The organism is Mycolicibacterium pallens (assembly GCF_019456675.1).
GTDB lineage: Bacteria > Actinomycetota > Actinomycetes > Mycobacteriales > Mycobacteriaceae > Mycobacterium > Mycobacterium crocinum.
The window spans coordinates 5,481,858-5,504,869 of record NZ_CP080333.1 but is presented as its reverse complement, the minus strand read 5'-3'; the positions used below and the strand labels follow the sequence as shown (position 1 = coordinate 5,504,869).

Here is a 23,012-nt window from a genome sequence, read left to right as displayed (position 1 = left end):
GGGGAGTCAGAATGCGGTCAGGTACTGGTCGACTTCCCACGGGCTGACCGAGCCGTGGTAGGCGAAGAATTCGTCGCGTTTGATTCCGGCGAAGTAGCTGGCGACCCCGTCACCGACGGTGTCGAGCACACCGGTGACCACCGGATCACTCTCGAACTCTTCGACGGCGTGCAGCAGGGTCGGCGGCAGGGCGGTGCGGCCGTCGGTGTTGCCGATCGCACCGGGGTCGGCGCTGCGTTTGATGCCATCGATGCCCGCCCCGAGTGCTGCCGCGATCGCCAGATACGGGTTGGCTGAACCGTCGCCGCCTCGCAGCTCGACCCGCTGACAGTCCGGCACCCGGATGTAGTGGGTGCGGTCGTTGCCACCGTAGGTGGGCAGCCGCGGCGCCCAGGAGGCACCGGAGGTTGTCGTCAGCGCTCCGGTTCTCTTGTAGGAGTTCACCGTTGGGGCGACGACGGCCTGCAGTGCGCAGGCATGGTCGAGGATGCCGCCGATGAATGCGTACGCGGTGGCCGACAGGCCCAGCCCGCGTTCGTCGGCGTCCTCCGGGAACACCGGGGTGCCGCCGCTGGTCAGCGACAGATGCAGGTGTAGCCCGCTGCCGGTCCGGTCGGAGAACGGCTTGGGCATGAACGTGGCGACCATGCCGCGCTCGGCGGCGATCATCGACAGCAGATAGCGCAGGGTCACCACACGGTCGGCGGTGGTCAGGGCCTCGGCGAATTGGAAGTTCTGCTCGAACTGGCCGTTGCCGTCTTCGTGGTCGTTGGCGTAGTTGGACCAACCGAGAGTGTTCATCGCCGTCGAGACTGCGGTCAGGTGGTCGTACATGCGGGTCACCCCGCGCGCGTCGTAGCAGGGCTGCGCCGCGGTATCCGCGGTGTCGGCGGTGGCGAGGCTGCCGTCCGCACCGCGGGTCAGCAGGAAGTACTCGACTTCCGCGCCGACCCAGGGCTCGAAGCCGGCGTCGGCGGCCCGCTGGATCAGCGACTTGAGGATCACCCGCGGCGCGTACGGCCACGGTTTGCCCTCGACGTGCGGATCGCAGTGCACGATCGCGAGGCCTTCTTTGATGAAGGGAATCGGCGTGAACGACGTCGGGTCCGGGATCGCCATCAGGTCAGGGTCTTTGGGCTCCTGACCCATGGCACCGACGGCATATCCGGCGAAGCCGACGCCCTCGGTGGCCAGCAGGTCGACGGCCTCGACGGGAACCAGCTTGGCGCAGGGCTTTCCGCGAAGGTCGACGAACAGCGCCAGGATGAACTTGGTTGCTGAGGCCTCGGCCAGCTCAGCGAGTGTGGCAGACATGTTCTCCAACAGACTCTTTCATGAGATAAGCGAGAAGGGTGAGGGGTCGAGCCGGGCGGGGGAAGGAGGTACCACGCCCGGCTCGAGTCCTCATCAGGCGTACTCGAGCTCGTACGCCGGGTCGCGGTGGACGTGGGTGTCGATACCCTTCTCCTCTTCCTCGGGGGAGATGCGGATGCCCATCGTCTTCTTGATCGCCCAGGCGATGACGAACGCGATCGCGAACGAGTACACCATCACCGCACCGGCAGCGACCGCCTGCCGCCACAGTTGATCGAAGCCACCGCCGTAGAAGAAGCCGTTGACCTTGTTGGGCATGGTGTCGCTGGCCAGGAAGCCGATCAGCAGAGTGCCGATGACACCACCGACGAGGTGCACGCCGACGACATCGAGCGAATCGTCATAGCCGAACTTCTCTTTGAGACCAACGGCGAACGGGCAGATCGCGCCGGCGACCAGACCGAGAATGATCGCGCCGACCGGTGTCACCGAACCACAGGCCGGGGTGATCGCGACCAGGCCCGTGATGGCACCCGCGGCCGCACCGACACCGGTGACGTGGCCGTCCTTGAACTTCTCCACCGCCAGCCAGGCGAGCGTCGCCGCGCAGGTGGCGACGAACGTGGTGACCATGACGATCGCGGCCGAATTGCCCGCTGCCAGAGCCGAACCGCCGTTGAAGGCATACCAGCCGGCCCACAGCAGACCGGCGCCGAGCAGCGTCAGCGGAACGTTGTGCGGCTTGCGCAGCTTGCCCCAGCTGGCGCCCTTACCGAGCACGATGGCCACCGCCAGCGCGGCCGCACCGGCATTGATGTGCACCGCCGTGCCACCCGCGAAGTCAATTGCCTTGAGGTTGTTGGCAATCCAGCCGCCGACCGCATCCGGGGTCACCACACCGTTGAACGCGAACACCCAGTGCGCGACGGGGAAGTAGACCAGAACCGCCCACACGGTGGCGAAGACCATCCACGCCGCGAACTTCATCCGGTCGGCTGCCGCCCCGGAGATCAGGGCCACGGTGATCGCGGCGAACAACGCCTGGAACAACGCGAACAAACTGACCGGCAGACCCGAGATGGTGGTCTGTGACTCCAGCAGGTTCTTCATACCGGCGAATTCGAGGAGGTCGCCGACGAACCCGCCATAGGACGTGCCGAATGTCATCGAGAAGCCGAACAAGATCCACAGCACGCCGACGATGGCGACAGCGCCGAACGTCATCATCATCATGTTGGTAGAGCTCTTCACCGAGACCATGCCGCCGTAGAACAGCGCCAGGCCCGGGATCATCATCGTCAGCCCGATGATGCAACACAGCATGAATGCTGTGGTCCCTGTATCCATCTAATCTCCTGCGAGGTGGGCGGCCCTTAGACGGTTGGGCCGTTCACCGGCAGTGAACGTTGTTTCTGTTACGTAGACGCCCCCGTGGTGTTGCCGCCGCGTTAAACGTTGGCGCTTCGCTACGCTGGGCGACCATGCACCGACGTCCGCGCTGGGTCCTCACCATCACCGTGGTGGTCATCGCGGTCGGGTTCGCGATCTATTCGAAGTGGTTCGACGGTCCGCCGGAGAAGTGCAAGCCGGTGATCGACTTCCTGGACTTCAGCCGGTCGCAGGCGGCGAAGATCGACTCCAAGGGCAACGAGGGAGTGCCGACGGTCGCCGAGGACTCGGCCTACAAGGACTGGGCGGACGGTCTGGCCGAGCGGGCGCAGAAGGTGACCGACCCGGGGTTGGCCGCGCAGGCCACCGAGGTCGCCCAGCTGGCCAATCAGTTCGTCTCCGGGCTGCCGACGCTGCGCGCCCAGACCCAGAACCGCGCCCCCGGCGCACCGGCGCCGCCGCAGGTCTACGAAATGTCGCTACTCAACGACCGGATCGTCGCCAAGCTCGGCGAGCTGCGACGCACCTGCTCCTAACGACGGCCATGCTCCTGACCAGTTGAGCACGATCTCCTCGAGCGGCAGCCGCTCGCGGGGCCGGCCGTCGCGTTCGGCGATCTCCGGCGTCACCTGCGCGTAGTCGCCCAGCGCACCGACGGCGACCACCGCGAGCGGGCGCACCCCGTCCGGCAGGTGGAACGCCGCGCGCGCACCGTCGACGTCGAAGCCGGCCATCGGATGCACGACCAGACCCTCAGCGACTGCTTCGACCGACAGATTCGCGATCGCGGCACCGGCGTCGACCGCGGAATACAGCGCCGTCCGCTCGTCCTCACCTTCGTCCGCGCACACCAGGATCAGCGCCCCGGCGGCGTGGGCGTAGCTATTGCCGCGTCGCAACAGCCCGGTCAGCGTGGTGAACGCGGCATCGCCGCGGCGCCCGACGATGTACCGGACCGGCTGCCGATGTCCCCAGGTCGCGGCCCAGCGGGCCGCCTCGAGCAGGGCGATCAACTGCTCCGGGGTGACCACCGCGTCGGGGTCGAAGGCCCGCGGACTCCACCTGTCGGCGATCGGCGGGTGGATCGGCACCCGGGTCCGGGCATGACGGCCGTGAGGTTGGTCGGACACTGCCGCGACGTTACCGCCGATCGGGGCGGAAAAAGCAGGTCCTCTGACCCCTTATCCTTAGAGCCGATATCCCACACTTTCGAAAGGGCAGACAGTGGCGCTCGTCGTGCAGAAGTACGGCGGATCCTCGGTGGCCGACGCCGACCGGATCCGGCGCGTCGCCGAGCGCATCGTCGAAACCAAGAAGGCAGGCAACGACGTCGTCGTCGTCGTCTCGGCGATGGGTGACACCACCGACGAACTGCTGGACCTAGCCAAGCAGGTCTGCCCGGCGCCGCCCGCCCGCGAGTTGGACATGCTGCTCACGGCCGGTGAGCGGATCTCCAACGCCCTGGTCGCGATGGCCATCGAGTCACTCGGCGCCCAGGCCCGGTCCTTCACCGGCTCACAGGCCGGCGTCGTCACCACCGGTGCCCACGGCAACGCCAAGATCATCGACGTCACCCCGACCCGGCTGCAGTCCGCGCTCGATGAGGGCCAGATCGTTCTGGTGGCTGGATTCCAGGGCGTCAGCCAGGACACCAAGGATGTCACCACCCTGGGCCGCGGCGGATCGGACACCACCGCCGTCGCACTGGCCGCCGCCCTGAAGGCCGACGTCTGCGAGATCTACACCGACGTCGACGGCATTTTCACCGCCGACCCGCGGATCGTGCCGAACGCGCGCCGCCTGGACACCGTCAGCTTCGAGGAGATGCTTGAGATGGCGGCCTGCGGTGCCAAGGTGCTGATGCTCCGCTGCGTGGAATACGCCCGCCGCTACAACGTTCCGATTCACGTCCGGTCTTCGTACACCGACAAGCCCGGCACGATCGTCACTGGATCTATCGAGGACATCCCTATGGAAGACGCCATCCTGACCGGAGTTGCCCACGACCGCAGCGAGGCCAAGGTCACCGTGGTCGGGCTGCCCGACGTACCGGGCTACGCCGCCAAGGTGTTCCGTGCAGTCGCCGACAACGACATCAACATCGACATGGTGCTGCAGAACATCTCCAAGATCGAGGACGGCAAGACCGACATCACCTTCACCTGCCCGCGCGACATCGGCCCGACCGCGGTCGAGAAGCTGGCGGCGCTGCAGGGTGAAATCGGTTTCACCAAGGTGCTCTACGACGACCACATCGGCAAGGTGTCGCTGGTGGGCGCCGGCATGCGCAGCCACCCGGGCGTGACCGCGACGTTTTGTGAGGCGCTGGCCGAGGCCGGCATCAACATCGAGCTGATCTCCACCTCGGAGATCCGAATCTCGGTGCTGGTCAAGGACACTGAGTTGGACAAGGCGGTCGCCACCCTGCACGAGGCGTTCGGCCTCGGCGGCGAGGAAGAAGCCGTCGTATACGCCGGAACGGGGCGATAGCCATGGTCGCGATCGGCGTAGTCGGGGCCACCGGTCAGGTCGGCCAGGTCATGCGGACGCTGCTGGAGGAACGGGACTTCCCGGTCACCAGTGTGCGGTTCTTCGCCTCCTCGCGGTCGGCGGGTAAGAAGCTGCCGTTCCGCGGTCAGGAGATCGAGGTCGAGGACGCCGAGACGGCCGATCCCTCGGGTCTGGACATCGCGTTGTTCTCCGCCGGCGCGACGATGTCGCGTGTGCAGGCGCCGCGGTTCGCCGCCGCCGGTGTGGTCGTGATCGACAACTCGTCGGCATGGCGCAAAGACCCCGAGGTGCCGCTGGTGGTGTCCGAGGTGAACTTCACGCGCGATGCGGGCAACCGCCCCAAAGGCATTATCGCCAACCCGAATTGCACCACCATGGCCGCGATGCCAGTGCTCAAGGTGCTGCACGAGGAAGCGCAGCTGGTCCGGATGATCGCCTCGACCTATCAGGCGGTATCCGGCAGCGGGTTGGCCGGGGTCGACGAACTGGCGACCCAGGCCCGCGCGGTGATCGACGGTGTCGAGGAACTCGTCCATGACGGGTCGGCGCTGGACTACCCGGCTCCGGTGAAATACGTTGCGCCCATTGCCTTCAACGTGGTTCCGCTGGCCGGTTCGCTGGTCGACGACGGGTCCGGTGAGACCGACGAGGACCAGAAGCTCCGCAACGAGAGCCGCAAAATCCTCGGCATCCCCGAGCTGGCCGTGTCCGGGACGTGCGTGCGGGTGCCGGTGTTCACCGGCCACTCGCTGTCGATCAATGCCGAATTCGCTCAGCCGATTTCGCCCGCCCGGGCCACCGAACTGCTCGACGGGGCGCCGGGCGTGAAGCTGGTCGACGTGCCCACGCCATTGGCCGCCGCCGGAGTGGACGACACGCTGGTCGGCCGGATCCGCCAGGATCCCGGCGTGCCGGAGGGTCGCGGCCTGGCGCTGTTCCTCTCGGGTGACAACCTTCGAAAAGGTGCTGCGCTCAATACCATTCAGATCGCCGAGCTACTGGCCGCCGAGCTCTGATCCGCTTTGCGTCGAAACCGACGTTTGGCCGCGAAACTGCGAGTGGTGTGCGCCATTTCGTCGATCTCGGCATTGGTGGTGGCGCCGGCAGCGGTTGCTGGCCCACCCAGCCCGGCGCCCGATCCGATTCTCGCCCCGCTGGCGCCGGGTCAGGTGGTGCGGATCGGTCCGATCGCCGGCACCGGAACACCGACGCGCGACTACGGCATCGGCGCCACCGATCTGTGTGAGTTCATGGAATTCCCAACCGAACTACTGCAGATCTGCGGTGACAGTTTCGCCGGTCAGGGTGTGGGCTTCGGGGGCTGGTATTCCCCGGTTGCGCTGCGGGTAGCCGGCGACTCCGTCGACTCGCCGGACGGTATTCGCTACACCGGTGTCGTCGGCGTGGACAAGCCGCTGCTGGCCGACCCGACACCGCCGAAGGCCTCGCAGCTGCCCGCCGGGGTGGTGCAGATCAACCGGCAGAACTATCTGCTCGTCACCACCACCAAAGATCTGGTGCCGCAGACCTCGCGAATAGTGAAAGCCGTTGCTGGGCAGAGTGGTTGGCAGACCGTCGCCGGCTCGCAGCGACCGGCCGCCTATGCGGGCGGGCGCCAGACTCAGATCAGCGGCTACTACGACCCGATTCCCGCGCCGGATTCGCCGAGCGGCTGGGTGTACATCGTGACCAACAACTTCGACCGGTCCGGGCCGGTGACGCTCTACCGCGCAACGCGAGAGACCTTTACCGATCGCTCACGCTGGCAGGGCTGGGCGGCCGGTCCCGGTGGCGGCTGGAACAAGACGCCCACACCGCTGTGGCCCGACAAGGTGGGCGAGATGAGCATGCGGGAGGTCGACGGCAAGCCGGTGCTGTCCTACTTCAATGCCAGCACCGGGAACATGGAGATGCGGGTGGCGTATGACCCGACGGGGCTGGGCACCGCGCCGGTGACGACGGTGGTGCAGGCCGGCGACTGGCCGGATCCGGTAGACAGCCTGCCGCCGCCGGACGACAACCGGCTCGCCCAACCCTACGGCGGCTACATCTCGCCGGGTTCGACGCTCGACGAGGTACGGGTGTTCATCAGCCAGTGGAACACCGCGCCGCGTGACCGCGCCCCGTATCGGGTGCTGCAGTTCGCGGTGAACCCGATCAAGCCGTGGTGAGAGGCGGATGAAGTAACTTCGCTCGTACACACAGCACGTGTAATTGGGCAATCCCGATCAGGAGCACCGGCCACAGCACGCCCGCCGCGATGATCAAGGGAACGCGAACCCGATCGCGGACAGCTTCACCAGCATGAAATGCATCTGAGAAGGCCCACGCCAGGAACGTGAACAGAGGCATGCCCGCGAGATACAGGTACACGATCACGACAGACACTCCTTCACGGCAATTCCTGCGTCATCGTCGCAAAGTTCGCTGGTGCTGTCCAGTGCGCCTTTCGGGAGCCTGCCCGCACCATTCATAGCTAACTCAAAGCCGCTACCTAACCCGCACTGGGCGCGAGGCTCGCATCATCGATTCATGACCGAAACACCTGAGCGGGCCGACGAGCCCGCAACCAGCCCTGTTGCCACCGTCGACCCGCCGCCACCGCCGGCCTACTACGGACCCGTTCCCGTCGCGCCCCGACCCAACCGGCTCTACCAGGCCGTTGCCTGGGTCGCGATCGTCGCGGGAATCGTCTTCATCGTCGGTGCCGTCTTCTTCACCGGTTTCGCCCTCGGACGCCACAGCGGCGGCGGCCCGGGCGGCTGGCACCACCACCGCGACGGTGATTCGCAGGAGTTCCACCGCCGGGGCGGGCCCGGTGGCGGCCCCGGGATGATGATGCCGGGTGGTCCGATGGGACCCATGGGGCCGATGGGACCGGGTGGTCCCGGTGGCCAGGGGCCGGGTTCCGGTCCTGGCGTGGCGCCCGGCGGCGCCGGTCCCGGTGGCACGGCCTCCCCGACCCCTCGTCCCTGATCGCCCCGCAGACGTGCCCAGCGCCCCATCCCCCCGAGGGGCGCTGGGCACCCTGCTGTCTGGGGGCCGCACGGTCCTGTGAGAGAAGGCCTTGGGGTGGGTACCCGCTCCCCGGAAGTCGCTTACACAGATTGGGGAGACGATGACCGAGAAGTACGCCACAACTGACGCCGGCGCCCCGGCGCCGAGCCTCGAACATTCGCTGACCGTCGGCCCGGATGGTCCGATCCTGCTGCAGGACCACTATCTGATCGAGCAGATGGCGACGTTCAACCGCGAGCGCATCCCCGAACGCCAGCCCCACGCCAAGGGCGGCGGTGCATTCGGGACCTTCGAGGTGACGCAGGACGTCAGCCAGTTCACCCGGGCCGCGTTTCTCCAGCCCGGCACCAAAACCGACATGCTGGCCCGGTTCTCGACGGTCGCCGGTGAGCGCGGCAGCCCAGACACCTGGCGCGACCCGCGCGGCTTCGCGCTGAAGTTCTACACCTCCGAGGGCAACTTCGACCTCGTCGGCAACAACACCCCGGTGTTCTTCATGCGCGACCCGATGAAGTTCCAGAACTTCATCCGTTCGCAGAAGCGCCTCCAGTCGTCCAACCTCCGCGACCACCACATGCAGTGGGATTTCTGGACACTGTCGCCGGAGTCGGCCCACCAGGTCACCTGGCTGATGGGCGATCGCGGCATCCCGAAGACGTGGCGCAACATGAACGGCTACTCCAGCCACACCTACAGCTGGATCAACGCTGCCGGCGAACTGGTCTGGGTGAAGTACCACTTCAAGACCGATCAGGGCGTCGAATTCCTCACCCAGGAGGAGGGCGACGAGCTGGCCGGCACCGACGGTGACTACCACCAGCGCGACCTCTTCGACGCCATCGAGGGCGGCAACTTCCCGAGCTGGACGCTCTACGTGCAGATCATGCCGTTCGAGGACGCCAAGACCTACCGGTACAACCCGTTCGACCTGACCAAAGTCTGGCCGCACGGTGATTACCCGCTGCACGAGGTGGGCCGAATGACGTTGAACCGCAACGTCGTCGACTATCACGCCGAGATGGAACAAGCCGCCTTCGAACCGAACAACATCGTTCCCGGCACCGGGTTGAGCCCGGACAAGATGCTGTTGGCGCGCGGCTTCTCCTACAGCGATGCCCACCGGCACCGACTCGGCGTCAATTACAAGCAGATCCCGGTCAACACACCGAAAGTGGAAGTGCACAGCTACTCCAAAGACGGTGCGATGCGGATCCACAACGTCACCGACCCGGTGTATGCGCCGAACTCGATGGGTGGTCCGCAAGCCGATCCCGCCCGGGCGGCAGAAGTGCACTGGGCCTCCGACGGCGACATGGTCCGTACCGCCTACACGCTTCGTCCGGACGACGACGATTGGGGGCAGGCCGGCACGATGGTCCGCGAAGTGCTCGACGACGATGCGCGAGAACGATTGGCGCACAACGTGATCGGCCATGTGTCCAAGGGCGTCCGGGAGCCCGTCCTGTCCCGGGTGTTCGAATACTGGCGCAACATCGATCCCGATCTCGGCAAGAAGATCGAAGAAGGCGTGCGCAGCGGCCAGTGACGCCGAGACCGACTTCAGGGTTGTGATTGGCGAGTTTTCACGACCCTGAAGTCGATCTCGCGGCCACCAGCGCGACCTTGCCCCGTCCGCGCCGGCTGGCATGATCGAAGCCATGAGCATCGAGGTCATCTACACCGCGGAGTCGACGGCCAGCGGCGGCGGGCGCGACGGCCATGTGAAGTCATCGGACAACCGTCTCGATCTGGACACCCGGCCACCCAAGGAAATGGGCGGCAGCGGTGAGGGCACCAACCCCGAGCAGTTGTTCTCGGCGGGGTATGCGGCCTGCTTCCTGGGCGCGCTGCAATTGGTGGCCCGGTCGGAGAAGATCTCACTCGACGGTGCATCGGGCCTCACCGCGCAGGTGGGGTTCGGCAAGGACGCCGACGGTGGCTACGGCATCAGCGCCCATCTCATCGGTTATCTCCCGGGACTCGAGCAGAGCCAGGCCGAGGACTTGATGAACAAGGCCCACCAGGTGTGCCCGTACTCCAAGGCGACCCGCGGCAACATCGACGTCACGCTGACCGCCAAGGTCTGACGGGATGCGCACCGCCGCAGCGGCGACCGCAGTGCTGTTGACCGGAGTCGGCGCTGTCGTCTCCGCCGTGCCGGCTCAAGCCCGTCCGGCGGATCCGGGTGTGGTGTCCTACGCCGTGCTGGCCAAGGGTTCGGTGGGCAACATCGTCGGTGCCCCGATGACGTGGGAATCGGTGAGTACCACTCCGGAGCAGAACTTCTGGGTCGATCTGCCGGTCTGCAACAACTGGGCCGACATCGGGCTGCCGGAGGTGTTCTACGACCCCGACCTCGCCTCGTTCAACAGCGCGGTGACCCAGACGTCGGCCACCGACCAGAACCACCTTGTGAAGCAGGCGATCGGGGTCTTCGCCACCGTCGATGCCGCCACCCGCGCGTACCACCGGGTGATCGACCGCACCGCCGGGTGCGCCGGGCAGACCACTGCGATGCACCTCGCCGACGGAACGACCCAGGTGTGGTCCTTCGGTGGCGCGGCGCCGACCGCCACCGACGCCGTGTGGGTCAAGCAGGAAGCAGACACCGATCGGCGGTGTTTCACGCAGAGCCGGTTGCGGGAAAACGTGCTGCTGCAGGCGAAGGTCTGCCAATCCGGAAACGGCGGTCCAGCGGTGAACGTGCTGGCCGGCGCCATGCAGAACACTCTTGGTCTCTAGCGAGGTCGGGGGACGTCACGAACGTGTCAGTCGAGGATCGGGAGATTTGTCGGTGGCTTCGCCCAAGATGGATGACATGACGTTCGTCGTCACGTCAGAGCCGGGCCGAGCGCACAGCGGGTCGGGTACCGATGAACGTGTCTTGACCAGTTCTTCCTCGGCCGCGTTGCACATCGCCGGCGGCTCGCTGGCGGATGGCCCGATCGGTCGCGTGGGCCTGGAACTCGAGGCGCACTGCTTCGATCTGCGCGATCCGCTGCGCCGTCCGGGATGGTCCGAACTCAGCGACGTGATCGCCGCGGTCGGCGAATTGCCCGGCGGCAGCGCCGTCACCGTGGAGCCCGGTGGTGCGGTCGAGCTCTCCGGCCCACCAGCCGACGGGCCGGTGCCGGCCATCGCCGCGTTGGCGCTCGACCGAGCGGCCCTGCGTGCGGTGTTCGCCGACGCCGGCCTCGGCTTGGTCCTACTGGGGGCCGATCCGCTGCGGCGGCCGCACCGCGTCAATCCCGGCGCCCGCTACCAGGCCATGGAGCAATTCTTCATCGCGTCCGGCACCGCCAGCGCGGGCGCGGCGATGATGACGTCGACGGCCTCGATCCAGATCAACCTCGACGCAGGCCCCCGCGACGGCTGGGCCGATCGGGTGCGGCTCGCGCATGCGCTCGGCCCGACGATGATCGCGATCGCCGCCAATTCACCCCTGCTCGCCGGTGATTTCACCGGCTGGGCGTCCGCCCGCCAGCGGGTTTGGAGTCAGCTGGACTCCGCACGCTGCGGACCGATCCTTGGCGCCAGCGGCGACGATCCGTGCACCGACTGGGCCCGTTACGCGCTCAAGGCGCCGGTCATGTTGGTGCACAACCCCGATCCGGTCGCCGTCACCCAGCACGTGCCGTTCGCCGACTGGGCCGACGGGCTGGTGCTACTCGGCGATCGGCGCCCGACCACCGCCGACCTCGACTACCACCTGACCACGTTGTTCCCGCCGGTACGGCCGCGCCGCTGGCTGGAAATCCGCTACCTCGACAGCGTGCCCGACGATCTGCTGCCGGCGTTGGTGTTTCTGGTCGTCACTCTGCTCGACGATCCGGCCGTCGCCGGACTGGCCGCCGAGACCGTCGAACCGGTTGCGACGGCATGGGACCTCGCCGCACGAGTCGGGCTCAAGGACGACCGGATCTACCAAGCGGCCAACCGCTGTGTGGCTCTCGTGGCCGAGCGCGCACCGGCGGAATTATCGGAGTCGATGCGGCGGTTGGTGCAGAACGTGGAAGAAGGCCGCTGCGCGTCCGATGATTTCGCCGACCAAGCAATCCAGCGGGGCATCGAGGGCACCGTGCTGCAGATGGCCGAGGCCGCGACGTGATCGCCCGCGAAACCCTGGCCCGCGATCTGGACCGGGCCCGTCAGCGCACCCTGTCCCTCACCGACTTCGACGACGCCGAGCTGCACCGCCAGTACAGCCCGCTGATGAGCCCGCTGGTATGGGATCTCGCGCACATCGGCCAGCAGGAAGAGCTGTGGCTGCTGCGCGATGGCGACCCGACTCGGCCCGGCATGCTGCCGGCGAACATCGAAGGCCTCTACGACGCGTTCGTGCACAGTCGCGCCGCCCGCGTGGACCTCCCGCTGCTGTCGCCGGCCCAGTCGCGGGCCTACTGCACCAGTGTGCGGGCCGCCGCTCTCGACGTGCTGGACACCTTGCCGCAGCGCGACGACGACGCCGAGGTGGCGTTCCGCTTCGGCCTGGTGATCAGCCACGAGAACCAGCACGACGAGACCATCTTGCAGGCCCTCAACCTGCGCATCGGCGCGCCGATCCTGACCTCCCACTCGACGCTGCCAGCCGGCCGGCCCGGACTGGCCGGCACCTCGGTGCTGGTGCCGGGCGGTCCGTTCGTCCTGGGCGTCGACGCCGCGACCGAGCCGCTGTCCCTCGACAACGAGCGTCCCGCTCACGTGGTCGACGTGCCGGCGTTCCGGATCGGACGGGTGCCGGTGACCAACGCCGAATGGCGGGGGTTCATCGACGATGGCGGCTACGCCCAGCAGCGGTGGTGGTCAGCCCGCGGGTGGGAGCACCGCGTCCAGGCCGATCTGAACGCGCCCCAGTTCTGGAACCCGGACGGTTCCCGAACCCGGTTCGGCCACGTCGAGGAGATCCCCGGCGACGAACCCGTGCAGCACGTGACGTTCTTCGAAGCGGAGGCCTACGCGGCGTGGGCCGGTGCCCGATTGCCCAGCGAGGTCGAGTGGGAAAAGGCCGCCGCGTGGGATCCCGCGCTCGGCGCGCGCCGCCGCTACCCGTGGGGTTCGGATGAACCGAGCCCGCATCGGGCCAACCTCGGCGGGCACGCGCTGCGCCCGGCTCCGGTGGGCGCTTATCCCGGCGGGGCGTCGGCCTACGGAGCCGAGCAGATGCTCGGCGATGTGTGGGAGTGGACCACGTCGCCGCTGCGGCCGTGGCCGGGTTTCACACCGATGATCTATCGGCAGTATTCGGAGCCGTTCTTCGACGGTGACTACAAGGTGCTGCGCGGCGGTTCGTGGGCGGTCGCTGCCGACACGTTGCGGCCCAGCTTCCGCAACTGGGACCACCCGATCCGCCGACAGATCTTCTCCGGTGTGCGCCTGGCCTGGGACGTCTGATGTGCCGGCATCTCGGCTGGCTGGGCGAACCGGTGTCGATCGCCTCGCTGGTCCTCGACCCGCCGTGCGGCCTGCGTGTGCAGTCGTACGCCCCGCGCAGGCAGAAGCACGGGCTGATCAACGCCGACGGGTGGGGGGTCGGCTTCTTCGACCGCGACGAGGTGCGCCGGTGGCGCAGCGCGTCACCGCTGTGGGGCGATGTGTCGTTCGCCTCGGTGTCGCCGGCGTTGCGCAGCAATTGCGTTGTCGCCGCGGTCCGTTCGGCGACGGTGGGGATGCCGATCGAGGCCAGCGCGTCCGCGCCGTTCAGCGACGGCAACTGGCTGCTGTCGCACAACGGGGTCGTGGACCGGCGAGTGCTTCCGGTCAGTGCCGCCGCCGAGTCGACCGTCGACAGTGCGATGCTGGCCGCACTGATCTTTGAGCGCGGGCCCGAAAACCTCGCCGATACGATCGTCGACGTCGGCGCCGCAGATCCCAGCGCGCGGCTGAACATCGTGATGGCCAACGGATCTCGGCTGCTGGCGACCACGTGGGGCGACTCGTTGTCGGTGCTTCGCCGCGACGACGGCGTGGTGCTGGCCAGCGAACCCTATGATGACCACCCCGATTGGGAAGACATCCCGGACCGGCACCTCGTCGACGTGAGCAGCGCGGGACAGGTGACGATGACACCGTTGAAAGGATCTTCGTGACGTTCACGCTGTCGAATTACCTGGCCGCCGACGCAGCCGGCCAGGCTCTGCGCGACGATGTGCTGCACGGTCTGACGCAAACCCCGAAGTCGTTGCCGCCCAAATGGTTCTATGACGCAGTCGGTAGTGAACTGTTCGACCAGATCACCCGGCTGCCGGAGTACTACCCGACCCGCACTGAGGCGCAGATCCTGCGCGATCAGTCGTCGGCGATCGCAGCGGCCAGTGGCGCCGACACCCTGGTGGAACTGGGCAGCGGAACATCCGAGAAGACCCGGCTGCTGCTGAATGCCATGCGTGACAACGGTTCTCTGCGACGGTTCGTACCGTTCGACGTCGATTCGAGTGTGCTGGAGTTGGCGGGTACTGCGCTGGGACGTGAATACCCTGACCTCGAGATCGACGCGGTGTGCGGCGATTTCGAAGAACACCTGGCCAAGATTCCCACCGGCGGCCGGCGGTTGTTCGTCTTCCTCGGCTCCACGATCGGTAACCTCACCGCAGGCCCGCGCGCGCAGTTCCTCGCAGCGCTCGCCGACGTCCTCGATCCCGGGGACAGCCTGCTGCTGGGCACCGACCTCGTCAAGGACACCGATCGCCTGGTCCGTGCCTATGACGACAGCGCCGGCGTGACCGCGCGGTTCAACCTCAACGTGCTGGCGGTGGTCAACCGCGAACTGGACGCCGACTTCGACGTCGACGCCTTCGAGCACGTGGCCCGCTGGAACGCAGACGAGGAACGCATCGAGATGTGGCTGCGCGCAACCACTCCGCAGCATGTGACGGTCGCAGGGCTGAACCTTCGCGTCGACTTCGCCGCCGGTGAGGAGATGCTCACGGAGGTGTCGTGCAAGTTCCGGCCGGAGGCCGTGGCGCGCGAACTCGCCGACGCGGGGCTGCGGCGCACCCAGTGGTGGACGGATCCGGCAGGGGACTTCGGGCTGTCGCTGGCGGTCAAGTGAGCGCAGCCGACGCCCTGGCCCACAGCTGGCGGGAGGCGCGGCTGCCCGCCGCCGGAGTGCACCTCGACAGCGCCGCGTGCTCGCGGCAGAGCCTGGCGGCCATCGAGGCCGCAGCAGCGCACGCCCGACACGAATCAGAGGTGGGTGGCTATGTCGCGGCGCAGGCGGCCGCACCGGCGCTCGACGCCGGCCGTGCCGGTGTCGCAGCGCTGACCGGAATGTCCTCGGACGACGTCATTTTCACCACCGGGTCGGGGAATGCGCTGCAACTGCTGCTCGGGGTGTGGCCGATGGAGCGAATCGTGGCGTGCCTGCCCGGTGAGTACGGCCCCAACCTCGCGGAGTTCGCCGCCCACGATTTCACCCCGCACGCGCTGCCGGTCGACGACCTCGGCCGGGTCGACCCCGATGCGGCCCGCACGATGCTGCGCGATGCCCCGCCGGCGATGGTCCATCTGACGGCAGTCGCCAGTCACCGCGGAATTGTCCAACCGGTTGCGGCGATCGCCCAGGTGTGCCGGGAGATCGGTGTCCCGCTGATCGTCGACGCCGCCCAGGCCTTCGCCCACATCGACTGCGTGGTCGACGCCGACGCCGTCTACTCGTCCTCGCGCAAGTGGACGGCCGGTCCGCGGGGCGTCGGCGTGCTGGCGGTGCGTCCCGCGCTGGCGGACCTGTTGCAGTCCCCGCCGTGGGCGGGCCCGCTGTCGGCCTTGCACTGTCTGGAGCTCGGTGAAGCCAATGTCGCTGCGCGGGTGGGCTTCTCGGTCGCGGTGGGGCAGCACCTCGCGGCCGGGCCGGAGGCGATACGGCAGCGATTGGCCGCACTCGGGCAGCAGGCGCGCACGGTGCTCGCCGATATTCCCGGCTGGCGGGTTGTGGAGCCCGTCGACGAGCCGACTGCGATCACCACTCTGGAACCCACCGAGGGCGCCGATCCGGTGCAGGTGCGCGCCCGGCTGATCGATGAGCACGGCATCGTGACGACCGCGGCCGGGATCGAGCGTGCGCCAATGGAATTGACCACGCCGGTGCTGCGAATCTCACCGCACGTCGACGCCAGCCCCGACGACTTCGAGGCGCTCGTCGTCGCGTTGCGCGCTGTCAGTTGACGTCAGCCGAAGAATTCTTCGAGCGCGGCGCGCACCGCCCGGACCTGGGACCCGCTTGCCAACTCGATCAGTGCCGCCTCCGCGGTCATGGCGACCGCCAGCTGCGCGCTTTCCAGCGGATGCCGGCGTCCCAGCGCGGCGAAGTCCGGCTCACACCTGTGCGCGAACTCGGCGTTGCGTCGGGTGATCTCCTGCGCGACCGCCGGTTCGGCGCGCGCTTCGAGCAGTAATGCGCGAATTCCGCGCTGCTGCAGGCACATATCGAGATAGACGGTCGCACCGGCGAGCAGCCGTTCCCGGCCCGGAGGAAGGTCGCTGATCGTCTGGTCGATGTGCTCGGCAATGCGGTCGTGGAATTCGCGATGCAACGCCAGCAGGTAACTCGCCCGGTCGCCGAAGTGGTGGAAGAAGGTGCCTTTCGACACGCCGGCCTCGTCGACCAGAAGGTTCACACTCAGCCCGGTGAGCCCGGTCCGCTCGGCCAGGCGCAGCCCCGAGTCGATGAGTTTGGTTCTGGTGGCGGCTGCCGCGGCCTTGCGCGTAACTGCCTGTTGTGGCGACACGCATCTGAGGTTAGCATCGATTTGACCGACCGGCCGGTCAATGAAATGGAGGAGCGATGCCCACTCTCCTGACCCGGGTAGGCCCGGTGGCGTACTCCGATGATGGCACCGGACCCGTGCTCGTTCTGCTGCACGCCGCATTGCACGACCGCCACGATTTCGACGCGATCGTGCCAAGGCTCGTCGACAGCTATCGGGTGATCGCCGTCGACTGGCCTGGACACGGCGAATCGCCGGCACCGCCGTCGACGCCGAGCGCGTCGCTCTACGCCGACGTTCTGGAAGATCTGGTCGCCGCACTGGACCTCCCGCCGGCGGTCTTCATCGGCAGTTCGGTCGGCGGATTCGCCGCGGGCCGCCTCGCTATCACCCAACCCGAGCGGGTCGCCGGTCTGGTCCTCGTCGACACCGGCGGTTTCCTCGGCGGACGCTTGTCGAACGCCTACTGCCGGTTCCTCGGAACACCCGCTGTGATGCGCAGGGTCTTACCGCGATTCGTCCGCAGCTATCTGAGGGCCCAGAGCCCCAATGACGACGCGGTGCTGCAACGGGTCACCGAGAGAGCCCGCACTCCGGATGGCGTGGCCATGACGGCCGCGCTGTGGCGCAGTTTCGCGGCCCCGGTGTCCGATCTGCGTGAACGTGCCGCGCAGATCAACGCACCGACGCTGATCGTGTGGGGCGAACACGATACGGCGATCCCGCTACGTTTCGGCCGGGCCACCCAACGGACCATTGCCGGCTCGCGGCTCGAGGTGCTCGCCACCGGGCACCTGCCGTTCTCCTCTCAACCGCAACGGTTCCTCGGGGTGGTCGAGCCCTTCCTTCGTGAGGTTCAGCCCTTGTCACCGGAAGACGCAGGGCGAGAACCCGATTCGAGCTCGCTGAGTTCGAGTGCTTCGCGCTCCAGCTGTGAACGCTTCGACGACTCGCCCATGAAGACGTAGACCACCAGAGAAATAAGCGCGGCTGCAGCCACGTAGTAGAAGAACCACGCTTCGTGCCCGGCATTCTTCAGCCACAGTGCGACATACTCGGTGCTGCCGCCGAAGATTGCGACCGTCAACGCATACGGAAGGCCGACACCCAAGGCGCGGATACGGGCCGGGAACAACTCCGCTTTCACCACCGCGTTGATCGACGTATACCCGGACACCATCAGCAGCCCCGCCATCATCAAGACGAATGCGGTCATCGCAGAGTCGGTATTTGCCACGGCGTAGAGCAGCGGAACAGTGAATAGTGTTGTACTCACGCCGAATCCGATCAGCAACGTGCGCCGGCCCACGCGGTCGGAGAATGCCCCGAACACCGGCTGAAGGCACACGAAGATCACCAGCGCGACGAAGTTGATCCACGTGACCTGCTCCTTGGGCAGGCCGGTGGTATTGATCATGAACTTCTGCATGTAGGTGGTGAAGGTGTAGAACGCGATCGTGCCGCCGAGGGTCAATCCAACGACGGTCAAGCACTCCTTCGGGTAGCGCAGGAGCAGGCGCAGTGTGCCGCGCTCGGTGTACTCCTCGGCGGCAAGGGTGAAGTTCTCCGACTCGTCCATCGTGCGCCGCAGCCACATCACGGTCAGCGCGGCGGCGGCCCCGATGACGAAAGCGATCCGCCATCCCCACGCATGCAACTGGGCCGAGGTGAGCAACTGCTGCAGGATGATCTGGACGCCGAGCGCCAACAGTTGCCCGCTGGTGAGCGTCACGTATTGAAACGACGAGTAGAAGCCGCGCCGGTGGGGGGAGGCGACTTCGCTGAGATACGTTGCCGACGTGCCATACTCGCCGCCCAGGGACAAGCCTTGCAGCAGCCGCAGGACGACCAGCAGGATCGGCGAGAGCGTGCCGATCTGCGCGTAGCCCGGCAGTACCGCGATCCCCAGTGAGCCGGCACCCATCAGAAGCACAGACAGTGTCAGTGCGGCACGGCGCCCGAACCGGTCGGCGTACCGGCCGAAAACCCAACCGCCCAGGGGGCGGACCAGGAAGCCGACTGCGAAGATTCCCGCGGTGTTCAGTAACTGGGCGGTCTGATTTCCCGACGGAAAGAACACGCTCGCGAAGTAGACACTGAATGCCGCATACGCGTACCAGTCGTACCATTCGATGAGGTTGCCCAGCGAGCCGCGAATGACGTTGCTTGCCACCGACTTTGTCGGTACTGGTTGCTGCTGCATCTCATGCACGATAGAGACTTGACAGCGCCGGCGGGCGGAAGTGCATCGATCGACTCACGCCGCCTTGTGTGCGCTGAGTAAGAAGGCCGGCATCATGACGCGGCCTTTCGCGTCGAGGTCGGCGGGCATTGCGCCATCGGGCAGCTCGGCGAACTCCGGCTTGTGCGAGTGGATCTTGGCCGGCCGGATGCCGTCGATCACGAAGTGTTTGGACACCGCGTCTCGCAGTTCGTCCTCGTCGACCTCGTTGGGCTTGGTCTCGAGGTGCGGCGGGAAGGCGCCTTTCGCGAACACCAGCATGTACAGCCGCGCGCCGGGAGCCGCGGCCCGGTGGATCGCACTCAGATAGGCGTCGCGGCGATCGACCGGCAGCGAATGAAACAGCGTGCTGTCGACGATCGCGGAGAACCGCTCGTCATAGCCGGTGAACGACGTGATGTCAGCGCAGACGAACGTCGCGTTGCTCAGTCGGCGCTCCTGAGCGGCCTCGGTCGCGGCCGCGATCGCCGTGGGGGAGACGTCGATGCCGACGACGGTGCTGCCGGTCGCCGCGAGTGCCAACGCGAGTTCGGCGTGCCCGCAGCCGGCGTCGAGCACGTCACCGCTGACCTTCCCGTCCCGGATCAGCGCGGCCAACTCGGGCTGCGGCTCACCGATGTTCCACGGCGGGGGACCGGCGAATGCACCTTGCTGCCGGTAGACGCTCTCCCAATCCATCACTTCGGAATCCATGTCTCTCAACCTACTAGCGTCCGTTCGGGCGCATAAGGCGGCCGTTGCGGGGTAGCCGCGTAGGCGTGAACATCACCGTCACCTTCATCGGCAACGCGACCACGCTCATCCGCGGCGGTGACATCACTGTGCTGACCGACCCCAACTTTCTGCGCCAGGGTCAGCGCGCATACCTCGGATACGGGTTGGTGTCCAAGCGGCTGCGGGAACCCGCGCTGCAGATCGACGAACTTCCAGCGCTGGACGCCGTGGTGCTCTCACATATGCACGGTGACCACTGGGACCGCACCGCGCAGGCAGGACTGGACCACGCGCTGCCGATCCTCACGACACCGCACGCCGCGAAACGGCTGCGCCATCGCGGCTTCGGTCAAGCGCACGGGCTGCACACGTGGCAGGGGCACGTCCTCGAGACGGCGACGACGCGGCTGACGGTCACCTCACTGCCGGGCCGTCACGCGCCCGTGCCGATCAACCGCTTCCTGCCGCCGGTAATGGGCAGCCTGCTGGATTTCGTCGATCCCGAGTCCGGCGCCGGGCGCCGGCTCTACATTTCCGGAGACACTCTGCTGATCGACGAACTCGCCGAGATCCCGGAGCGGTTCACCGGCATCGAGGCCGGGATCGTGCATCTCGGTGGAACTCGGCTACCCGCCGGTGCGAAGCTGCCGTTCGGTCTGACCGTCACGATGGACGGCAGACAAGGCGTACAGGCCGTCGAGAAACTGCGGTTGCTCAAGGTCATCCCGGTGCACTTTGACGACTATGGTGTCTTCGCCTCGCCGTTGTCGGAGTTCTATGTCGAGATGATGAATCGTGGCCTGGCCGAACGCATTGTCCATATCTGCCGGGGCCAGACCGTCACCCTGTGATGTCCCAGGTGTGCACCGGTTCATTGCTGTGCATCAGGCCGCAGTAACGGCGCAGCATCTCGGCCAGCGCCTGTGGCCGTGCCATGCCCTTTCTTTGCAAGGCCTGCACCGTCGCCACCTGCCAGGCCGAGCCGTTGCGGCCGTTCTTCGCCCTACCCTCGATCACGCCGAGATAGCGGTCACGCACCTCGGTCGCCACGCCCCAGCGGCGCAGGCCTTCGTCGGCCATCGGCAGCAGGGTCCGCAGCACCAGCTCGTCAGGCGTGATCTCGCCGAGCCCGGGCCAGTACAGTCGGGCGTCCATGCCGTGCCGGGCGGCTTCGATGAAATTGTCATGGGCCGCAGTGAAACTCATTTTCGTCCAGAGTGGACGGTCCTCTTCGGACAGGAACCGCAAGGCTCCGTAGTAGAACGCCGAGTTGGCCATCATGTCGACGACCGTTGGTCCGGCAGGCAGCACCCGGTTCTCGACGCGCAGATGTGGTCGGCCGTTCACCACGTCGTAGACCGGCCGGTTCCAGCGGTAGACCGTGCCGTTGTGCAGCCGCAGCTCGGGCAGGTGCGGCGTGCGTCCGGCGGCCAGTTCGGCGACCGGGTCCTCATCGGACAACTCCGGTAGCAGGGAGGGGAAGTAGCGGACGTTCTCTTCGAACAGGTCGAAGATGGAGGTGATCCAGCGCTCCCCGAACCACACTCGTGGACGCACGCCCTGGGCCTTGAGTTCGTCGGGCCGGGTGTCGGTTGCTTGGGCGAACAGTTCGATGCGCGTCTCCGCCCACAACTGGTGACCGAAGAAGTACGGCGAGTTGGCGCCGATCGCCAACTGGGGGCCGGCCAGCACCTGAGCGGCGTTCCAGTTGGCGGCGAAGTCTGCCGGCGACACCTGCAGGTGCAATTGCATACTGGTGCAGGCGGATTCGGGTGCGATGGACTCCGCATGCAGGCTGAGCCGCTCGGGGCCGGTGATGTCGATGAGGATGTCTTCGCCGCGGGCGGTGAAGATCGAGTCGTTGAGCGCCTGATAGCGCAGTGACGGGCTCATCCAGCTGCCGGTCAGATGCTGCGGCATCAGCGTCGGCAGGATCCCGATCATGACGATATGCGCATCGTCGGTGTTGGCCTTGGTCTCGGCGGCATTCAGGCTGGCGCGGACCTCGGCCTCCAGCTCCAGCGCGGTCCGGCCGGGTAATGGCCGCGGCGGAACGTTGAATTCGATGTTGTAAGCACCCAATTCGGTCTGGTAGGCCGGGTCGGCGATCGCCTCCAGCACCTCCTGGTTGGACATCGCGGGCTGGTAGTCATCGGTGACCAGGTTGCACTCGATCTCCATGCCGGTCAGCGGGCGGTCGAACTCGAAGCTCGATTGAGCGAGCATGGTTTCGAACACGTCGAGGCACAGTTGCACCTTGCGCCGGTACTCCTGCCGATGCGCCCGGGTGTAGGTGGCGTGCGTGACCTCGTCGCCCATGTGGTCGATGGAACCGGTTCAGGCCAAGCTGCGCAAGCACATCGCCATCAGCCGCGCCGCCGGGCCCGCAGAATCTGCCGGTCGAACGGGTTGGTGCTGACCTCGACCTCGATGCCGGCGTGGGCGCCGAGTGCGCGCAGCGCCGACGGGCTGTAGGAGCGCAGCGAACTGATCAGGCCGTCGTGGACGAACGGCCACCACACCAGCGGTGCCATCGTCGCCAGCTTGGCGATGTGAAGCAACGACGGCATCCGAGGCAAATCGATGACCAACAGCTCGGCGGCCACCCGGGTGCCTTCGGCGAGAACCTGGGCGGCCTGCGCCGGCGGCAGGTGGTGAAACGCCAGCGCGAAGACGGCGAGGTCGAACGCGCCGTCGGCGGCGTCGATCGCGGTGGCGTCGATGGTGCGCACCGTGGCGCGGGGGTGGTTGCCGAGATCGGAGGCCGTGATCGCCGCCACCGACTCGGCGTTGACGTCGGAGATCGTCACGTGCGCGGTGGGGTGCTGCTCGAGCACCTTGCGCGAGAGCACACCGTGGCCCGCACCGAGTTCGAGGATGCTGGGGTCGACCACGTCGGCGACCTCGCGCAGCACCAGCTCGGCATTGCGGTCATGCTCGCGGAACAGCGAGCCCACCACGTCCAGTGCCGTCACGATGCCGCGTTTGACGTCGTCGTCGACGTCGTCACGGTCGAGGTACTCCGGGCGGTCGGTTTCCAGCAGGCGATCCAGCCAGGAGGCGTCCGGGCCACCCCGCGGCATGTCGGCGATGTCGGTGATGTGGGATGCCATGTAGGCCAT

The 23,012-nt window shown here is 67.0% G+C and carries 24 protein-coding genes; 15 read left to right on the top strand and 9 right to left on the bottom strand.

What is annotated here, in order from left to right; all coding sequences use genetic code 11:
• Positions 1 to 6: 6 nt before the first annotated feature.
• Positions 7 to 1,314 carry a type III glutamate--ammonia ligase gene (gene glnT / locus K0O64_RS26925; RefSeq protein WP_220045858.1) on the bottom strand — a complete coding sequence of 436 codons (1,308 nt, stop codon included), beginning with the start codon at positions 1,312 to 1,314 and terminating at the stop codon, positions 7 to 9.
• Positions 1,315 to 1,407: 93 nt separating this feature from the next.
• The gene (locus tag K0O64_RS26920; RefSeq protein ID WP_096312452.1) at positions 1,408 to 2,661 is read right to left on the bottom strand and encodes an ammonium transporter; all 1,254 of its coding nucleotides are present in this window, start codon (positions 2,659 to 2,661) and stop codon (positions 1,408 to 1,410) included.
• A gap of 134 nt (positions 2,662 to 2,795) precedes the next feature.
• Here K0O64_RS26920 and K0O64_RS26915 point away from each other — a divergent pair, with 134 nt between their 5' ends.
• On the top strand, positions 2,796 to 3,239 hold the full coding sequence (locus K0O64_RS26915) for a hypothetical protein (RefSeq protein WP_071948820.1): 444 nt from the start codon (positions 2,796 to 2,798) through the stop codon (positions 3,237 to 3,239).
• Here the strand turns inward: K0O64_RS26915 and K0O64_RS26910 are convergent.
• Positions 3,183 to 3,833: a nitroreductase family protein gene (locus tag K0O64_RS26910; protein ID WP_220045857.1), complete on the bottom strand. Its 651-nt coding sequence runs from the start codon at positions 3,831 to 3,833 to the stop codon at positions 3,183 to 3,185. The two genes, K0O64_RS26915 and K0O64_RS26910, sit on opposite strands and share 57 nt — an antisense overlap.
• Before the next feature lie 94 nt (positions 3,834 to 3,927).
• Here K0O64_RS26910 and K0O64_RS26905 point away from each other — a divergent pair, with 94 nt between their 5' ends.
• From K0O64_RS26905 to K0O64_RS26895, 3 genes are read left to right on the top strand one after another with little or no spacing between them, the layout of a single operon-like run.
• A complete protein-coding gene (locus K0O64_RS26905; RefSeq protein ID WP_071948822.1) occupies positions 3,928 to 5,193 on the top strand; it encodes an aspartate kinase in 1,266 nt (421 codons plus the stop codon).
• 2 nt (positions 5,194 to 5,195) lie between these two features.
• Positions 5,196 to 6,230 carry an aspartate-semialdehyde dehydrogenase gene (locus K0O64_RS26900; RefSeq protein WP_071948823.1) on the top strand — a complete coding sequence of 345 codons (1,035 nt, stop codon included), beginning with the start codon at positions 5,196 to 5,198 and terminating at the stop codon, positions 6,228 to 6,230.
• Positions 6,231 to 6,275: 45 nt separating this feature from the next.
• Entirely contained in the window at positions 6,276 to 7,385 is a 1,110-nt protein-coding gene (locus tag K0O64_RS26895) for a DUF4185 domain-containing protein (RefSeq protein ID WP_220045856.1), read from the top strand.
• On the opposite strand, the gene K0O64_RS26890 is transcribed toward K0O64_RS26895, so the two are convergent.
• Positions 7,372 to 7,593, bottom strand: coding sequence for a hypothetical protein (locus K0O64_RS26890; RefSeq protein ID WP_220045855.1), 222 nt, complete (start codon positions 7,591 to 7,593; stop codon positions 7,372 to 7,374). The two genes, K0O64_RS26895 and K0O64_RS26890, sit on opposite strands and share 14 nt — an antisense overlap.
• A gap of 153 nt (positions 7,594 to 7,746) precedes the next feature.
• Here K0O64_RS26890 and K0O64_RS26885 point away from each other — a divergent pair, with 153 nt between their 5' ends.
• From K0O64_RS26885 to egtE, 9 genes are all read left to right on the top strand, one after another.
• A complete protein-coding gene (locus K0O64_RS26885; protein WP_220045854.1) occupies positions 7,747 to 8,190 on the top strand; it encodes a hypothetical protein in 444 nt (147 codons plus the stop codon).
• 142 nt (positions 8,191 to 8,332) lie between these two features.
• Positions 8,333 to 9,778 carry a catalase gene (locus tag K0O64_RS26880; protein WP_220045853.1) on the top strand — a complete coding sequence of 482 codons (1,446 nt, stop codon included), beginning with the start codon at positions 8,333 to 8,335 and terminating at the stop codon, positions 9,776 to 9,778.
• A gap of 112 nt (positions 9,779 to 9,890) precedes the next feature.
• The gene (locus tag K0O64_RS26875; protein ID WP_174714149.1) at positions 9,891 to 10,319 is read left to right on the top strand and encodes an organic hydroperoxide resistance protein; all 429 of its coding nucleotides are present in this window, start codon (positions 9,891 to 9,893) and stop codon (positions 10,317 to 10,319) included.
• A gap of 4 nt (positions 10,320 to 10,323) precedes the next feature.
• Entirely contained in the window at positions 10,324 to 10,974 is a 651-nt protein-coding gene (locus K0O64_RS26870) for a sensor domain-containing protein (RefSeq protein WP_220045852.1), read from the top strand.
• Between the two features lie 76 nt (positions 10,975 to 11,050).
• Positions 11,051 to 12,340, top strand: a complete 1,290-nt coding sequence (gene egtA, locus K0O64_RS26865) for an ergothioneine biosynthesis glutamate--cysteine ligase EgtA (RefSeq protein WP_220046540.1) — start codon at positions 11,051 to 11,053, stop codon at positions 12,338 to 12,340.
• Complete coding sequence (gene egtB, locus K0O64_RS26860) at positions 12,337 to 13,623, top strand: ergothioneine biosynthesis protein EgtB (protein ID WP_220045851.1); 1,287 nt, start codon at positions 12,337 to 12,339, stop codon at positions 13,621 to 13,623. Before egtA ends, egtB begins: the two co-directional genes overlap by 4 nt.
• On the top strand, positions 13,623 to 14,318 hold the full coding sequence (egtC, locus tag K0O64_RS26855) for an ergothioneine biosynthesis protein EgtC (protein WP_071948830.1): 696 nt from the start codon (positions 13,623 to 13,625) through the stop codon (positions 14,316 to 14,318). Before egtB ends, egtC begins: the two co-directional genes overlap by 1 nt.
• Positions 14,315 to 15,280: an L-histidine N(alpha)-methyltransferase gene (egtD, locus tag K0O64_RS26850; RefSeq protein ID WP_220045850.1), complete on the top strand. Its 966-nt coding sequence runs from the start codon at positions 14,315 to 14,317 to the stop codon at positions 15,278 to 15,280. Before egtC ends, egtD begins: the two co-directional genes overlap by 4 nt.
• The gene (egtE, locus tag K0O64_RS26845) at positions 15,277 to 16,392 is read left to right on the top strand and encodes an ergothioneine biosynthesis PLP-dependent enzyme EgtE (protein WP_220045849.1); all 1,116 of its coding nucleotides are present in this window, start codon (positions 15,277 to 15,279) and stop codon (positions 16,390 to 16,392) included. Before egtD ends, egtE begins: the two co-directional genes overlap by 4 nt.
• 2 nt (positions 16,393 to 16,394) lie before the next feature.
• Here the strand turns inward: egtE and K0O64_RS26840 are convergent, their stop codons facing one another.
• The gene (locus tag K0O64_RS26840; RefSeq protein ID WP_220045848.1) at positions 16,395 to 16,955 is read right to left on the bottom strand and encodes a TetR/AcrR family transcriptional regulator; all 561 of its coding nucleotides are present in this window, start codon (positions 16,953 to 16,955) and stop codon (positions 16,395 to 16,397) included.
• A 56-nt stretch (positions 16,956 to 17,011) separates the two neighbouring features.
• On the opposite strand from K0O64_RS26840, the gene K0O64_RS26835 reads away from it, so the two are divergent.
• On the top strand, positions 17,012 to 17,902 hold the full coding sequence (locus K0O64_RS26835) for an alpha/beta fold hydrolase (RefSeq protein WP_220045847.1): 891 nt from the start codon (positions 17,012 to 17,014) through the stop codon (positions 17,900 to 17,902).
• Here the strand turns inward: K0O64_RS26835 and K0O64_RS26830 are convergent.
• Both K0O64_RS26830 and K0O64_RS26825 read right to left on the bottom strand, forming a co-directional pair.
• On the bottom strand, positions 17,791 to 19,137 hold the full coding sequence (locus tag K0O64_RS26830; RefSeq protein ID WP_220045846.1) for an MFS transporter: 1,347 nt from the start codon (positions 19,135 to 19,137) through the stop codon (positions 17,791 to 17,793). The genes K0O64_RS26835 and K0O64_RS26830 overlap by 112 nt on opposite strands.
• A gap of 54 nt (positions 19,138 to 19,191) precedes the next feature.
• The gene (locus tag K0O64_RS26825; RefSeq protein ID WP_096312440.1) at positions 19,192 to 19,869 is read right to left on the bottom strand and encodes a class I SAM-dependent methyltransferase; all 678 of its coding nucleotides are present in this window, start codon (positions 19,867 to 19,869) and stop codon (positions 19,192 to 19,194) included.
• A gap of 65 nt (positions 19,870 to 19,934) precedes the next feature.
• Between K0O64_RS26825 and K0O64_RS26820 the strand changes: the two genes are divergently transcribed.
• Positions 19,935 to 20,741 carry an MBL fold metallo-hydrolase gene (locus tag K0O64_RS26820; protein ID WP_096312439.1) on the top strand — a complete coding sequence of 269 codons (807 nt, stop codon included), beginning with the start codon at positions 19,935 to 19,937 and terminating at the stop codon, positions 20,739 to 20,741.
• Here K0O64_RS26820 and K0O64_RS26815 read toward each other — a convergent pair.
• Both K0O64_RS26815 and K0O64_RS26810 read right to left on the bottom strand, forming a co-directional pair.
• Entirely contained in the window at positions 20,731 to 22,209 is a 1,479-nt protein-coding gene (locus K0O64_RS26815) for a glutamate-cysteine ligase family protein (protein WP_096312438.1), read from the bottom strand. The genes K0O64_RS26820 and K0O64_RS26815 overlap by 11 nt on opposite strands.
• A 47-nt stretch (positions 22,210 to 22,256) precedes the next feature.
• A complete protein-coding gene (locus K0O64_RS26810; RefSeq protein WP_164520247.1) occupies positions 22,257 to 23,012 on the bottom strand; it encodes a class I SAM-dependent methyltransferase in 756 nt (251 codons plus the stop codon).